This is a genomic window from Huijunlia imazamoxiresistens, assembly GCF_037132455.1.
GTDB lineage: Bacteria > Bacteroidota > Bacteroidia > Chitinophagales > Chitinophagaceae > Flavisolibacter > Flavisolibacter imazamoxiresistens.
This window is the reverse complement of record NZ_JBBBEI010000002.1, coordinates 473,842-488,400: the sequence shown is the minus strand read 5'-3', so window position 1 is coordinate 488,400 and position 14,559 is coordinate 473,842. Positions and strand designations below refer to the sequence as shown.

Annotated in this window: 14 protein-coding genes; 6 read left to right on the top strand and 8 right to left on the bottom strand. The window is 56.8% G+C overall.

Annotated features, from left to right (window positions below; all coding sequences use genetic code 11):
• Positions 1-476: 476 nt before the first annotated feature.
• The 4 genes from V9K67_RS03905 to V9K67_RS03890 form a co-directional block, all read right to left on the bottom strand.
• Positions 477-1,886 carry a hypothetical protein gene (locus V9K67_RS03905; protein ID WP_336720242.1) on the bottom strand — a complete coding sequence of 470 codons (1,410 nt, stop codon included), beginning with the start codon at positions 1,884-1,886 and terminating at the stop codon, positions 477-479.
• A gap of 268 nt (positions 1,887-2,154) precedes the next feature.
• Positions 2,155-4,368, bottom strand: a complete 2,214-nt coding sequence (locus tag V9K67_RS03900; protein WP_336720240.1) for a PAS domain-containing protein — start codon at positions 4,366-4,368, stop codon at positions 2,155-2,157.
• 281 nt (positions 4,369-4,649) lie between these two features.
• Positions 4,650-5,411 carry a lysophospholipid acyltransferase family protein gene (locus tag V9K67_RS03895; protein ID WP_336720239.1) on the bottom strand — a complete coding sequence of 254 codons (762 nt, stop codon included), beginning with the start codon at positions 5,409-5,411 and terminating at the stop codon, positions 4,650-4,652.
• The gene (locus tag V9K67_RS03890) at positions 5,408-5,833 is read right to left on the bottom strand and encodes a DUF4258 domain-containing protein (protein WP_336720238.1); all 426 of its coding nucleotides are present in this window, start codon (positions 5,831-5,833) and stop codon (positions 5,408-5,410) included. The genes V9K67_RS03895 and V9K67_RS03890 overlap by 4 nt, the downstream gene beginning before the upstream one ends.
• A gap of 176 nt (positions 5,834-6,009) precedes the next feature.
• On the opposite strand from V9K67_RS03890, the gene V9K67_RS03885 reads away from it, so the two are divergent.
• Positions 6,010-7,074 carry an MBL fold metallo-hydrolase gene (locus V9K67_RS03885; RefSeq protein WP_336720236.1) on the top strand — a complete coding sequence of 355 codons (1,065 nt, stop codon included), beginning with the start codon at positions 6,010-6,012 and terminating at the stop codon, positions 7,072-7,074.
• An 81-nt stretch (positions 7,075-7,155) separates the two neighbouring features.
• Here V9K67_RS03885 and V9K67_RS03880 read toward each other — a convergent pair whose 3' ends face one another.
• Positions 7,156-7,872 carry a pyridoxine 5'-phosphate synthase gene (locus V9K67_RS03880; protein ID WP_336720234.1) on the bottom strand — a complete coding sequence of 239 codons (717 nt, stop codon included), beginning with the start codon at positions 7,870-7,872 and terminating at the stop codon, positions 7,156-7,158.
• A 143-nt stretch (positions 7,873-8,015) separates the two neighbouring features.
• On the opposite strand from V9K67_RS03880, the gene V9K67_RS03875 reads away from it, so the two are divergent.
• On the top strand, positions 8,016-8,243 hold the full coding sequence (locus V9K67_RS03875) for a PLDc N-terminal domain-containing protein (RefSeq protein WP_336720233.1): 228 nt from the start codon (positions 8,016-8,018) through the stop codon (positions 8,241-8,243).
• Positions 8,244-8,309: 66 nt separating this feature from the next.
• Here V9K67_RS03875 and V9K67_RS03870 read toward each other — a convergent pair whose 3' ends face one another.
• Both V9K67_RS03870 and cysM read right to left on the bottom strand, forming a co-directional pair.
• On the bottom strand, positions 8,310-8,822 hold the full coding sequence (locus V9K67_RS03870; protein WP_336720232.1) for a GNAT family N-acetyltransferase: 513 nt from the start codon (positions 8,820-8,822) through the stop codon (positions 8,310-8,312).
• An 81-nt stretch (positions 8,823-8,903) separates the two neighbouring features.
• On the bottom strand, positions 8,904-9,785 hold the full coding sequence (cysM, locus tag V9K67_RS03865; RefSeq protein WP_336720231.1) for a cysteine synthase CysM: 882 nt from the start codon (positions 9,783-9,785) through the stop codon (positions 8,904-8,906).
• Between the two features lie 214 nt (positions 9,786-9,999).
• On the opposite strand from cysM, the gene ahcY reads away from it, so the two are divergent.
• Positions 10,000-11,328 (top strand): adenosylhomocysteinase, encoded by a 1,329-nt coding sequence (ahcY, locus tag V9K67_RS03860; protein WP_336720230.1) that lies wholly within the window; start codon positions 10,000-10,002, stop codon positions 11,326-11,328.
• A gap of 156 nt (positions 11,329-11,484) precedes the next feature.
• On the top strand, positions 11,485-11,697 hold the full coding sequence (locus tag V9K67_RS03855) for a hypothetical protein (protein ID WP_336720229.1): 213 nt from the start codon (positions 11,485-11,487) through the stop codon (positions 11,695-11,697).
• Positions 11,698-11,718: 21 nt separating this feature from the next.
• Here V9K67_RS03855 and V9K67_RS03850 read toward each other — a convergent pair whose 3' ends face one another.
• Entirely contained in the window at positions 11,719-12,399 is a 681-nt protein-coding gene (locus V9K67_RS03850) for a DNA alkylation repair protein (protein WP_336720227.1), read from the bottom strand.
• 190 nt (positions 12,400-12,589) lie between these two features.
• On the opposite strand from V9K67_RS03850, the gene V9K67_RS03845 reads away from it, so the two are divergent.
• On the top strand, positions 12,590-12,934 hold the full coding sequence (locus V9K67_RS03845; RefSeq protein ID WP_336720225.1) for a c-type cytochrome: 345 nt from the start codon (positions 12,590-12,592) through the stop codon (positions 12,932-12,934).
• Positions 12,935-13,083: 149 nt separating this feature from the next.
• Positions 13,084-14,514 carry an MBL fold metallo-hydrolase RNA specificity domain-containing protein gene (locus V9K67_RS03840; protein WP_336720222.1) on the top strand — a complete coding sequence of 477 codons (1,431 nt, stop codon included), beginning with the start codon at positions 13,084-13,086 and terminating at the stop codon, positions 14,512-14,514.
• The last annotated feature ends 45 nt before the right edge of the window (positions 14,515-14,559 follow it).

The window sequence follows — 14,559 nt, the reverse complement described above, 5'->3', positions numbered from 1 at the left end:
GGTAGCTTCTTCCTGTGGCTTGAAGCCGGCGGCATTATAACTTAAGGAAATCGGTAGCGACAGGACATTGCCCTTCAGCTCAAAAAGCGGGATGCTGATATTGGGCGTACCGGTAAACAGGCTCACCGGCACATTGCCGTATTTGCCCAACTCCGCAGCCTCCGGTGATGGCGGCACCACCTGCTTTGCCTGGAAGGCACCCTTGGCCACAATGATTCCGAAATTGCCCTGCGGCTCTTCCTGTGCCCGGGAGATTGCCCAGGCACAGGACAATAGGAAAGCAAGCCTCCACTTCATAGCATATCGATTTTATTCCTGAATGACAACGAGCAGGCTCCAGGCGCAAACAGGCCGGCACTCCTGGTTTCCGGGCACGGGAACCCATATGTTTTCAGATGTGCGAAGGAATGCTTGTAGTTTATGGAAGGAAAACGGAAGATTCTTTTATTAAAAGGCGAATAAGGCCATCCATTTACTCAGTTCCGACTAAAACCTACCCGGAACACAATGGGCTGGCTTTTGGGCACCTGCCGGTAGGAAAGGAAATCCCACAGCAGTTGTATATTACCCTTTGTTTTCTTTGAAATGCCGTATTTTTTGTTCAGACCGATCAGCCCGCTACTTTGCCAGGCAGCCCGCTCTTTCAACTGGTTCAGGGAGGTAAAAACCCTGCGGTAATTTTGTTCATAACCACCGCTCAGGTAAACAGCCCACTTCAATTCGTAGGTTGCAAAGGAGCGCAACGCAGCCCCCTGGTGCGAAAGGGCGATGTGCTCCCATCCCCTTCCCAAGCCCAGCTTGTAGGCCGCGCCTATTCCAAGCATACTTTTGTCGTTGAGATTATAACCTGCAGAAAAGCCAATGTCGGCGGTAAGCGGAAAGAAACTGCCCGCCCTGGCGGTTTGCATATTCAGCCCCCACTCCAGCCGTTGCCTGAAATTTTTTGTCCACTGGTTATTCGGTTTGAAGCGAGGCAGCAACACGAGCTCCGAACCGGCATTCGCTTTAAGTTGATCCCGTAAGTCCTGTACCTGGCGCCCTGCCTGTTGCAATACCCGGCTGGCTTCTGCGGCGCTGCCTCCCCGCTGCAGGAGCTGATCATTCAAGGTTTGCCGTGTTTGCAAACCAACTGAAAAAGCAGCAGGACCCCTATTGGCGACCGGCAAATGAAACAGCTGCCCCAATTGAGAACGGCGGGCAAAGAAATCCTGAAATTGCGGAAGCTTCAATAAGTTTTTTACTAATCCGGCTGCCGGCATACGAGCGTTCTCCAGGGATGTTTTATATGCCTGCACCTGTGCCCCATAATAATATACTTGCTTTATATAACTCTTTATTATTCTTTGCACTCCGGGCTGCGGCAGCATGCTACTGAATAATGCCAACCTCTTCCGGAGGAAGCTGGATAGTTGTTCACTCTGATTGAGTTTTGCCTGCAGAACGGTTAAGCTTTGCAGCGCTTGTTCCAGGCCGGCGGAGTCCGGAAAACCATTTTTCCTATTACTTTTCAGGTACAGGAGCAAGGTTGTCAATGAATCAAGGCGACCGGAATAGAAAATGGATTGGTCGCCAGTAAGCACCGACTGTTCCTTTAAAGAAGGATACTCCTCCGAAACTCCTCCAAAAAGATCATTTGCCCGTGCGGAGTCCCGCCTTAAGAGCTTTTTCTTCAACCGGTTTTCCTGCTGCCGGAGTTTTTCCAAATACTTCGCGGTTTGCTGATCAATCTGTTTTACCGCCTTGCTCGCTTCTTTTTCAATACCGGAAAAGAAAGCACCCCTAATATCCATGTGACTTCCTGTCTCATTTACTCCCTGTGCATCCACCCGCTGGAAACGAGCAAGAAAAAAAAGAAGCAATACATAAACGGAAAATCGGCTACGCATGGCTGTGAGATTAGATTAGCAGGAGAAAGATGTACAAGATTAACAAGGATATTCCGGACAGCCAAGATTCTATATAAAAAATTTTCTATTGATCAGATGCCTAATTCATAAAAACCAGTAAAACAAAACCAAACGAAATAAAAACGTTAACATATATAGTCAGAAGAACGCATTCCACCCCAACTTATAAACTCCGTTCTACGATTATAACGTACCAACTCCTAAACTGAACTCATAAACTCGTGAACTTGTAAACTCGTAAACTGCATTATATCGCCGCCGGCAAAAACACTTCAAACACACTACCCTCGCCCGGCTTGGAGCGGGCCTGGATGTGGCCCCCGTGCTTGTGGGCGATCTTTTTGCAGATGGCCAGCCCGATACCCGTGCCCGGGTAGTTCGTATGGGTGTGCAGGCGCTGGAACAGCTCGAAGATCTTATGGGCGAACTGCTGCTCGAAGCCGATACCATTGTCGACAATAGAGATGCGGTAGTAGGCCCTCCCCTCTTCCAACTCCTCCACGCCCCGGCCGTCGGCGAGGTAGGTGCAGGTTACGGAAATAAGGGGCCCTGTAGCCGGCTTACCGTATTTGACGGCGTTGCCGATAATATTCTGGAACAGCTGCTGCAGCTGGAAGCCCACGCCCCGCACCACCGGCAGCGGACCGGCATGCACCAGGGCCTCCTTTTCGTCCATGGCGGCTTTGAGGGAAAACAGGGCCTGTTGCAACACCCCGTTCAGGTCCACCCGTTCCCAGGGCGTTTCCTCCATGCTGACGCGGGAAAAATCCAGCAGGTCGTGGATGAGGGCCCGCATACGGGTAGCCGCCACCTGCATGCGCCGCAGGTGGTCGCGGCCCATGTCGGTCAGCCCCGTTTCCCGCTCCTCGATAAAGTTGCTGAACACCTGGATCTTGCGCAGCGGCTCCTGCAGGTCGTGGCTGGCGATGTAGTTGAAGGAGGCCAGCTCCTCGTTGGAGTGTTTCAGCTCGGCGTTGCGCTCCTCCAGCACCTGGTTGACGTAGAGCAGTTTTTGCTGCGCCTTTTTCAGTTCGGTCAGGTCGGTGGCCACACCGATGATGTGCACCACGGTACCGTTGGCGTCGCGTTTGAACACGGTTTCGCGGGCCAGCATCTGCCGGTACTGGCCGTTGCGGTGGCGGAGGCGGAACTGCAGCTCCACTACCTCACCGTCAGCCGCGGCCCCGAACCAGTGAAAATGCTGCTCCACCTCCGCCAGGTCATCCGGGTGCAACAAGGTCGCCAGCAGGTAAGGGCCCATAGCAGCCAGCTCTTCTTCCGAATACCCATGAAACTCCTGCAACAGCTTGTTGGCATACACGAATTTGCGGGTGACCCGATCCACCACGTAAATGGCATTGGGCGCCAGCTCGGATATATTGCGGCTGAACACTTCGCTGCGCTTCAGCCGGTCGATGGCCTGGATCAGCTCGGTCATATCGCGGGTATTGCCAAAGAATACCCGTTCTCCCTGGTCGTTTTGAAGGATCTTTCCGGTGACTTCCATATGCCGGAGGGCGCCGTCCGGGCGGAGGACGCGGAAATAAACGGGGGCGATCTTGCCGTCGACGGTCCCGTTCTGCGTCAGGCCCTGCACCAGCAGGTCGCGGTCGTCGGGGTGTACGGGCGCCAGCACCGTATCCAGGGACAGTTCGCCGGCAGCGGGCTCCAGGCCGAAGATGCGGAAATAGTTGGGCGACAGGCTGACGCTGCCGCTGCTCAGGTTCCATTGCCAGGACCCCATGACGGCTGCCTGCTCGGCATTTTCCAGCAGGGCATGGGTTTGCAGCAGGGCCTGGTGGGCGGCATGCGTTTCCCGGAGGTAGGCCCCTGCCAAATACAGCTGGCCCACCAGGCGGTTGGCGGCAAAGGCCAGCAGCCCCAGCATGACGCTGATGAGCATCCAGGCCGATGCCGGCGCCATCAGCCGGTTGTGCGCGTGGCGTTTTTCCCGGCGCTCCAGCAACACCTGTTGCTCCGCCAGCAGGCTGTTCACGCAGGCCTGCACCGCTTCCATGCTGCGCCCGCCTTCCAGGATCTTCCGCTTCAGGGCTTCGCCGCTTACCGGGGCATCCTGCAACAGCCGCAGCAGGTCTTCAAGCTTTTCCACCCGCAGCCGTACCAGGCGCCGCAGGCTGTCGACCCGCCCCTGCCAGTAGGTATTCCCCACCCGGGCACGCAGCAGTTCCAGGGCCGAGTCGGCCCGGTGGTAATCCTGCAGACGGGCGTAATAAAAGGAGGAATCTTTTGTCAGCAGAAACCCGCGCTGGGCCGATTCGGCTTCCTTCAGGTGCGAAACGGTTTCTTCGAGGTGCAGGCGCACGATATGGGTGCGGTTGACCAGCCTTGCGGACAAGGCCTGTTCCTTGATCTGGTACAGCAGCAGGTAAGAAAGGACGAACAGCAGAAGAACAGCTGCAAAGAAGAGAACTTTAGAGGGAATAAATTTATTCCAGTTCATAGCGGGGCCCTGCACCGGGTGGTTTGGGTTAGTAGTTTGGCAACTGGTTTCTTTCGGACCCAGATCAGTGCGCAGAAAGCAAAGGCCGCCAGGGCGCCTTCCCGCCTGATCCGGACCCCGCACGGTTTTCTCGTTCGCTATCCCGTTCCTTTCCGGCCGCCGGCCGGAAGAAACAGATGATTAAATTTAGTAAAATCACTCATCAATTGCAAGTAAATTTACGAACACCCCTACCGGTATTTTCCGCTCCCCGGAACGCGCAAACTTGTAAACGCGTAAACTTATTCTTGTATCCAGGACGCCCGGTACTGTTGCAGCTTGGCCTCCATCTGGCAAAACACCTGGTCGCGCAGCAGGCCTACGTCCTTGAGGGTAAAGCCCTGGGTATTCACTTCTTCCAGGAAGATGCAGCGGTTGCGGCCCGGCGTGAGCGAAAAAATGCTCTTGTAATGCATGCGGTCGTAAGTATCGAGGAACAGCACCGGCTTGATGGGGGTGCCGGTTTCGATGGCGATGCGGAAGGCGCCGTCGTAAAAATCTTTCAGGGGCTGGCGGGTGAGGTTGAAGGTGCCTTCGGGAAACACCAGCACCGAGATGCCTTTGCGCAGGATGGACTTGAGCACCTGCACGCTTTTGGCCCGGTTGGCGGCGCTGCTGCGGTCGACGCTGACGATCGCCCGCTTGTAAATGAAGCCGAAGACCGGCACCTTGCCCAGCTCGGCCTTGCCCAGCGGACGCAGGGGCTTGCGGACGACCTTGGGAATAATGGCCGCATCGAGGTAGGAAATATGGTTGGCCACGAAAATGTAGGAGGCGTCTTTCTGCAGCGGCTGTTCGTAAATATTGCGGTGGCGGATGAACACCAGGGCAAACCAGGCGTCGGCCCAGAAGATGCAGGCTTTATAGATCAGGTCGCCGCCCCGGATGCGGCCGGCGAACGAGGCCGGCACGGCAAACAGGAAAACCGGCACCATCAGCACGATGAAGCACAGCAGGGCGTAGAGGCAATACAGCCATTGCAGGGGTTTGAGCACCACTTTCATCGGCTTCCCTTTTTCTTTTCATCGCCGGGGCAATAGCATTCCACCTCGCGGTCCACCTCGTAGCAGGTCACCACCTTGGTCTCCTGATCGCACTGGGCGAAGATGACCCGGATGTTCTGGCCATCGCTGGTGCGGCCCTGCAGGGCGTAGGTGGGACAGGGCTTGTCGCCCGAATTGCTTTTGGCATAATTGATCTCGCCGGCCTGCATGATTTCCTGGATATCGGTTTTGGTAATCTGGCGGCAATCCATGCGGCAAAGGGCATGGCGGGTGTAGATCAGGGTGCGGGTCCGGCGGTCGAAGCGCTGGCTGCGCAATTGCTCTTCGGGGCCGCTTTTCCGTAAACTGTCCCACCGGTACACAAAAAAGGACGCGAGGGCCAGCAGCAGCACCAGGAGGGAAGACGTTGGTTTCGATTTCATGAAAAAATTCCAGGTGCAATATTAGGCAATTCGGGTATTGGTTAATTGGGTAATTGGGTATTGGGCAGCCCCTCCTCCTAATTTCTAATGAACCAATTAACCAAGATCCCCATTCCCACCGCAGGGCCATGGTATGTTATTTGTGCCGCTACCTAATTATTTCTAAACATTTTTTTATGAACCAATACTTAGTCGATCAAAGGCAGGTCAGCGCCACGGAGGAACGGGAACTGTCGGAAAACGTGTTCCTGGTAGCGCCGGGTGTCTGGCGCATGAAAGATCTGTTCGTCAATGTGTTTATCATCCAGAACCGGGAGGGCACGAACTGGATCCTGGTGGACGCCGGCCTGAAATCCTCCGCCGCCAAGATCAAGCGGATGGTTGCCGACGTCCTGACTGCCGGCTCCACCCCTTCTTCGATCATCATGACGCACGGTCACTTTGATCACCGGGGTTCGCTGCAGCAATTGGCCGACGAATGGCGGGTGCCGGTTTACGCCCACCACCTGGAAATGCCTTACCTGACCGGCCGGGCCTCCTACCCGCCGCCCGACCCCACCGTAGGCGGAGGCGCCATGTCGGTACTGTCGTTTACCTATCCCCGGGGCCCCATCAACGCCCAGGATCACATGCAGGACCTGCCCGAGAACGGCAAGGTTCCGGGCATGTCCGAATGGCGGTGGATCCATACCCCCGGCCACTCCCCCGGCCATATCAGCCTGTTCCGCGACCGCGACGGCGTGCTCATTGCCGGCGATGCGGTGGTGACTACCCAACAGGAATCGGTGTTCTCGGTGATGGCGCAAAAGAAAAAGATGTGCGGCCCGCCCAAGTATTTTACCCCCGACTGGGGAGCGGCCGCCCGCTCGGTAAAAGAACTGGCCGCCCTGGAACCCAACATCGTGGCCTCGGGTCACGGTCATTCCATCTACGGCGACCAGGCCCGCAAATCCCTGCACAAACTGGCCAGGCAGTTCTGGAAATCCGGCATGCCGGAAAAAGGCCGTTACGTGAAGGAGCCCGCCCTGTTCGGAGAGGACGGCCCCACCTATATACCGAAAATGCGGATCAACTATAAAAAGCTGGCCCTGGCCGGCCTGGCGGCCACCGCGGTAGTGGCCGGACTGGTGCTGTACCGCCAGGGACAGCTGAGCGGATGGAGGGGACAGGTGGCCAAACTGCAGGGGCAGTTGTCCCGCCTGCAAAAACAACTTCCGAAATTTAAGCGCCGGCTCAGCTGACCTGCCGCCGGACCAACCATAAAAAAAAGCAGGGCTCCCCGGAGCCCTGCTTTTTTTTATGGCCTTTCGCCAACTATCCCTTTACGACAACTGGCGTTTATAGAGTTGAATGGTATTTTCCAGTCCATAGTAGAGGGCGTCGCTGATAAGGGCATGGCCGATGCTTACCTCATCCAGTGCGGGAATCTGCTGCTTCAGGTACTGGAGGTTGTGCAGGTCGAGGTCGTGACCGGCATTGAGGCCCAAACCCAGTTCGGTAGCCCTGTTGGCCGCCTGCACATAAGGCGCCGCAGCCTGCTCCCTGCCGGCAGCATAGTGGGTGGCATAAGCCTCGGTGTACAGCTCGATACGATCGGTGCCGGTTTCAGCCGCCCCTTCCACCATTTCCACCACGGGATCCACGAAGATGGATACGCGGATGCCCGCCTTTTTGAAAACGCCGATGATTTCCCGCAGGTAGTCGCGGTGCTTCCGGGTATCCCAGCCGTGGTTGGAGGTAATCTGTCCCAGCACGTCAGGGACCAGCGTCACCTGGTCGGGCTTTACTTCCAGCACCAGGTCCACGAACTTTTGCTCCTGGGAATTGCCCTCGATATTGAACTCGGTGGTAATGATGGGCTTAATGGCCCGCACATCGCTGTAGCGGATATGCCGCTCGTCGGGCCGCGGATGCACCGTCACCCCGTCGGCGCCAAAGCGCTGCACGTCTATAGCTGCCTTAACCACATCGGGATTGCTGCCGCCCCTGGAATTGCGCAGGGTGGCGATCTTGTTAATGTTCACCGAAAGCTTCGTCATGCAGCAAAGCTAAGCGAAAAAAGAGGCGAAAGAGATAAAGAGAAGCCTGAAGCGATAAAGAGAAATTTTAGCTACTGGCAGGTTTGTTGATAGGTTTTTCCCGCAAACTGGTTCGCCAGCATCTTCCATTAAAACGCATCATTATGGACAGGTATGGTAACGCCTTTCTGATCTTTGGCATCCTGGCCGTCATCTGGGGGGCCATCTTAATTTACACCTATATCGGCATTTACAAACGCAAGGACCTCTCGTTTCTCGGCAAGCTGATCTGGATCATGATCATCTTTGCCGCTCCCGTCGCCGGCCTGCTGGTGTACCTGTTCATTGGCAAAAAGCATATGAAGCACCAGTTTTTGGGTAGAAGACACTAGGAAGTTCCTGAGTTCCTGAGTTCTTCAGGTGGACCATGCGTTTATCCATTCAAACAACTCAGGAACTTAAAGAATATCTTTCTCCATCACCACAAACTCCAACGGCTGCCGGGGGATGCCGAAGCGGGGGTCAGAAGGAAAGGGTTCGGTTTCGCCGGTCTTGCGAAAGCCGTGGCGCTCGTACCACCTGATGAGTTCGTGCCGCACCGAAATGACCGTGATGGCGATGCGGCGGCAGCCCTCGACCCGGCCATGTGCCTCTGCGGCGGCCAGCAATTTTTTGCCGATGCCTTTGGCCTGCAGCTTTGGCTGCACGGTCAGCATGCCCAGGTAGAGCTGCTCCTGCTGCTTTTTGAGGAACACACAGCCCGTCAGCTCACCGGCCGCCCCGGCACTTTTGAGGATCACGGAGCCGGGGGTCGCCACCAGTTGCGCCAGTGCCTCCTCGTCGGTGCGGATGCCGTCCAGCAGGTCGGCTTCGGTTGTCCATCCCTGTTTCGCTGTCTCGCCCCGGTACGCACTGTTTACCAGCTGTACCAGTTGCGGCACGTCGTCCAGTGTTGCCGGCTTTATTTCCACGTTCTTGATACGTTTATAGGGTTGAGGGGACTCTGCCCCCCTACCCAATGAACAAATTTACCAATGAACTAATTCCCTGTATCAATTAAAAAGATCCAGCGACAAATAGCGGTCGCCGCGGTCGCAGATGATGCAGACGATCACGCCGGATTCCAGTTCCTTGGCCAGCTGCACCGCCGCATGCACCGCCCCGCCGCTGCTCATGCCACCGAAGATGGCCTCTTCGCGGGCCAGGCGCTTGGTCATGATACGGGCATCGGCGGCATCCACCTCCATGATGCGGTCCACACGCTTGCGGTCGAATATTTTGGGCAGGTAGGGTTCGGGCCATTTGCGAATGCCCGGGATCTGCGAGCCCTCGGCGGGCTGACAGCCTACGATCTGCACGCCGGGATTTTGTTCTTTCAGGTACCGCGACACGCCCATGATGGAGCCGGTCGTGCCCATGGCCGAAACAAAGTGGGTAATGGCGCCCTGGGTATCCCGCCAGATCTCGGGACCGGTGGTGGTATAGTGCATTTTCCAGTTGTCGGGGTTAGCAAACTGGTTGAGCATCAGGTAGCCGCCCTTGGCCACCTGGTCGGTAGCGTAGTCGATAGCACCCTCCATGGCCCGGGCCTTGGGGGTCAGGATCACCTTGGCGCCAAAGGCCTGCATGGTCAGCACCCGTTCGCGGGTGGCGTCTTCAGGCATCACCAGCTCGATATCCACGCCGAACAGGTTGGCGATCATGGCCAGGGCAATGCCCGTATTGCCGCTGGTGGCTTCGATCAGCTTCATGCCCGGGAGCAGGTCGCCCCGGTCCAGGGCCCCTTTGATCATGCCGTAGGCGGCACGGTCCTTTACGCTGCCGCCCGGGTTATGGCCTTCCAGCTTGGCATAGATGGTCACATTTTTATTAGTGGGAATATGCTTCAGTTCCACCAGGGGAGTATTGCCGATCAAATCTAGTATTCCTGCCATAAGTCTGAATTTAAGTACGAGGTACGCGGTACGAAGTACGAAGTGAGGTACGAAGTAAGGAAAAGAATAGTAAAGACGTGCGTGGAAATTCCCCCGACACATTAAAAACAACCGTTAAATTATGCCTGCCGGCTCCTTTAGCTGGCGACTTCGTACTTCGTACCTCGTATCGCTAACTTGCTTTTCCTACCTTTGCAGCCTTAAAAAAGAAAGAATGTCAACTATTTCCCAATCGAACATTGACTTTAGCCTTCAGTATAAGGTAAAGGATATGAGCCTGGCTGAGTGGGGCCGCAAGGAAATCCGCCTGGCCGAAGCCGAGATGCCCGGCCTGATGGCGCTGCGCTCCGAGTACGGTGCTTCCCAGCCCCTGAAGAACGCCCGCATCGCCGGCTGCCTGCACATGACCATCCAAACCGCCGTGCTGATTGAAACCCTGGTGGCCCTGGGCGCCGAAGTAAAATGGAGCTCCTGCAATATCTTCTCTACCCAGGACCATGCTGCCGCCGCGATTGCTGCCGCCGGCATTGGCGTGTTTGCCTGGAAAGGCCAGACCCTGGAAGAAGCCGACTGGTGCATTGAGCAGACCCTGTTCTTCGGCAGCGCCGAGCGCCCCCTGAACATGATCCTCGATGACGGCGGTGACCTGACCAACATCGTGCTGGACAAATACCCCGAGCTGGTACAGCACGTTCGCGGCATTTCGGAAGAAACCACTACCGGCGTACACCGCCTGTACGAAAGAATGGCAAAAGGCACCCTGCCGGTTCCCGCCATCAACGTGAACGACTCCGTGACCAAATCGAAGTTCGACAATAAATACGGCTGTAAAGAGAGCCTGGTCGACGCCATCCGCCGCGCCACCGATGTGATGCTGGCCGGTAAAGTGGCCGTCGTGGGCGGTTACGGCGACGTGGGTAAAGGTTCCGCCGCTTCCCTGGCCGGCGCCGGCTGCCGCGTGATCGTTACCGAGATCGACCCCATCTGCGCCCTGCAGGCTGCCATGGACGGCTTTGCCGTGAAGAAAATGGAAGATGCCGTGAAGGAAGCCGACATCGTGGTGACCGCTTCGGGCTGCCGCGACCTGATCACCGAAAAGCATTTCCGCCTGATGAAGGACAAGACCATCGTGTGCAACATCGGCCACTTCGATATCGAGATCGATATGGCCTGGCTGAACACCAACTACGGCACCACCAAGGATACCGTCAAGCCCCAGGTGGACATTTACAACGTGGATGGCAAAGACATCATCATCCTGGCCGAAGGCCGCCTGGTGAACCTGGGCTGCGCTACCGGTCACCCCTCCTTCGTGATGAGCAACTCGTTCACCAACCAGACCCTGGCCCAGATCGAACTGTGGACCAACGGCTCGGCTTACGAAAACAAAGTGTATGTGCTGCCGAAGCACCTCGACGAGAAAGTGGCCCGCCTGCACCTGTCCAAGATCGGTGTGGAGCTGGACGAGCTGACCGACGAACAGGCCGGCTACCTGGGCATTCCCAAGGAAGGCCCCTTCAAAGCCGAACACTACCGCTATTAATTGGGGGCTGCGCCCTGCAATTACCCATAAAATACCCGGTCTCCTCCCCTGGAGCCGGGTATTTTTCTAGGGCCCGGGAAGCCCCGCTGCGCCGCCCCCGCCGGCCGGAACGGGTACAATAGTTGTGCTGATTTGAGGTATTAAACACCGGGTTTTATGGAAAAACAAGTAACCATCGTAGTCCAGAACGCCGCGGGCGAGGAAGACCTGACCCGCGCCTGCAAACGGGGCGACCTGTTTCGCAACAACGAGCAGATCCAGCGCTATTACCGCCAGGGATATGCCATTCACCATTATGATATCGTAGACGTAAAAAGAGACGAACAAGGGGGCGACCGGACCGAGGTAAAAGTGACCCTGGAACGCTGATCCCCTCCCCTTCTGTCCGGCTTACCGGCGCTTCGCCAGCCGCTCCAGCTGTTTTTCACTGGTCAGTTCCCTTAAGGCATCGGCCGCGATCCAGCGGGCGCTCCTGCCGGGCTGAAGCTGCAGCTGCCGCGCCAGCGCGCAGGCTTTCTCATTCAAAAACGGGCTTCTTTTTCCCATTTGCCGCAAGGCCCAGTTCACGGACTTTTTCACGAAGTTCCGCTCGTCTCCCGCCTCCTGTTCGATGCGGGCAAAAAAGGGCAGGAAGTCTTCGTCCGGCGCTTTTTTGCGGTGCACCGCCAGGGTGGCCATCATCGAAAAACCGGCCCGTTTTACAAACTCTTCGGGGCGCCCGCTCCATTCCATTGCCTTCCGGAAGGCCTCCGGCGTCCGGTCGAACAGGCTGCAACACTGGTCGCAGATATCCCAGGAATTGAAATCCGCCACCCACCGCTCCATCAGGGCTTCGTCCACTTTTTTGGCATCCGCGATAAAAACGGCCAGCAGCCGGCCTTCGTGAACGTTCGTTTTCCAGAGTTCCTGCGCCAGCCCGTGGTCGGTTCCAATGGCTTTCGCATAGCGGCGCAGGGTGGGGATGCTGATCCCCAGCACGGTTTCGGTATTGATGCCGAACCGGCCCATGCCTTCTTTATTGCGCGGGTTGGCCTGTAGCCGGAGGTCGTCGATGATTTCGGTTGCCGTCATGGGCGCAAGGTTAGGAAGAAAGAAGCAATAGGCAATAGGCAATGGTGCGGGGAATTGGTTCATTGGTTCATTAGGGATAAGGAAGGAAATGTAAAAAAAATCATAACGGGAAGGGACGGGATGTTATTGATGAGCTTGTCTCCTTAACTTACGGACCTAAACATTTATTACCGGCTAATTATTCCTGTTCATGAAAAAAATCCTGATCGCAGCCCTGATCTTTCCTGCAGCCCTGGCCCTGCAATTCTGCTCTTCTTCCAAAAAAGCAGCTAAGGCCACTTCCAAGGTTACCTATGAGGCCCAGGTAAAGCCTGTTTTCCAGGCCACCTGCACCCCTTGTCATTTTCCGCCCCAGGGAAATAAGACCCCGTATGACACCTATGCATCCGTAAAAAAGGATGTGGATGAGATCCTGGTGCGCATTCGGAAAAACCCCGGCGAAAGAGGCTTTATGCCCGCCCGTCATGCGAAGCTTCCCGACGCCACCATCCAGCTGATCGCCCAGTGGAAGGCAGACGGACTGCTGGAGAAATAACCCCGGGCGCTTCTGCCGCCGGAACGCGAAACCTGCCGATAACCGCCGCCGGCCGTTTCGCCTTCCGGCTTTTTACTGCCCGGCCGCCAGTACTGTCCCGCCTGCTCCCCAAAAAGCTTCAGGTACGAAATTAGCTTTACAGCTAGCCTATGAAACTATCCTTCCATGGCGCGGCACGTACCGTGACCGGCTCCAAACACCTCCTCACCCTGAACAACGGCCAGCGTATCCTGCTCGATTGCGGCCTCTTCCAAGGCCTGGGCCCCGATACCGACCGGCTGAACGAGACCTTCGGCTTCGACCCGCAGCAGGTCGACGTATTGCTCCTCTCCCATGCCCATATCGACCATACCGGGCTCATCCCCAAACTGGTGAAAGAGGGCTTCTCGGGTAAAATTTTCTGTACGGAAGCTACCCGTGACCTGGCGGAGATCCTGCTCTACGACAGCGCCGAAATCCAGACCTACGAAACGGAGTCGCTCAACCGGAAGCGGTCGGCCCACAACCTGCCGCCCTACGAACCCCTGTATACGCCCGACGACGTCACCGAAGCCCTGAAATTATTCGAGCCGGTGCCCTACAACGAGTGGATCACCGTGGCGCCGGAAGTGCAGGCACTGTTCAGCAATGCCGGCCACCTGATCGGCAGCGCCGCCATCAACCTGCGGGTAACCGAGGACGACCGGGAAACACGGCTGCTGTTTTCGGGCGACGTCGGCCGCTACCGCTCCACCCTGCTGCAGCCGCCGGCCGAACCGGAACCCGCCGACTACCTTATTTTGGAAAGCACGTATGGCGACAAACACCACGACCCCACCTTCAATACCATCGACACCCTGCAGCGCTGGATCAAGACCACCTGCCTGCAGGAGGGCGGCAAGCTGATCATCCCCGCCTTCAGCGTGGGCCGCACCCAGGAAGTGCTCTACGCCCTGAACCAGCTGAGCCTGGAAAAACGGCTGCCGGAACTGCTCTATTTTGTGGACAGCCCCCTGAGCCTGAAAGCTACCCAGCACATCAAAAACTATATGGACCAGTTCAACGACCGCCTGCAGCAGATCCTGTCGGTGGACGACGACCCCTTCGACTTCCCGGGACTGAAATACGTGGAAAGCGTGGAAGACAGCCGGCGGCTGGTGGAGTATAAGGAGCCCTGCGTGATCATCTCGGCCAGCGGCACCGCCGATGCTGGCCGGGTACGGCACCACATCAACAGCTGCCTGGGCGATGCCCGCAACACCATCCTGCTGGCCGGTTACTGCGGGCCCCAGTCGCTGGGCGGGCAACTGCTGGGCGGCGAAAAAGAGGTGGAGCTCTTTGGCGACCCCTGCAAAGTGGCGGCCCAGGTAGACCAGCTCCAGGGCCTGAGCGCCCATGGCGATTGTACCGACCTCTGCCGCTTTATCAGCGGCCAGGACCCCGCCCGGTTAAAGGGCATCTTCCTCGTTCATGGCGAATACGCGGTGCAGAAAGCCTTCGCCACCAAGCTGGAAGGAAAGGAATTCAAACAGGTGGAGATCCCCTCCCTTCATCAGGAATACGAGCTGGGCGAAACCAAAGAAAAAGAACAGGCGGCTTAATCAACAACCAATTCATTCGCGCTATCCGTTTTTAAAGGACAACTT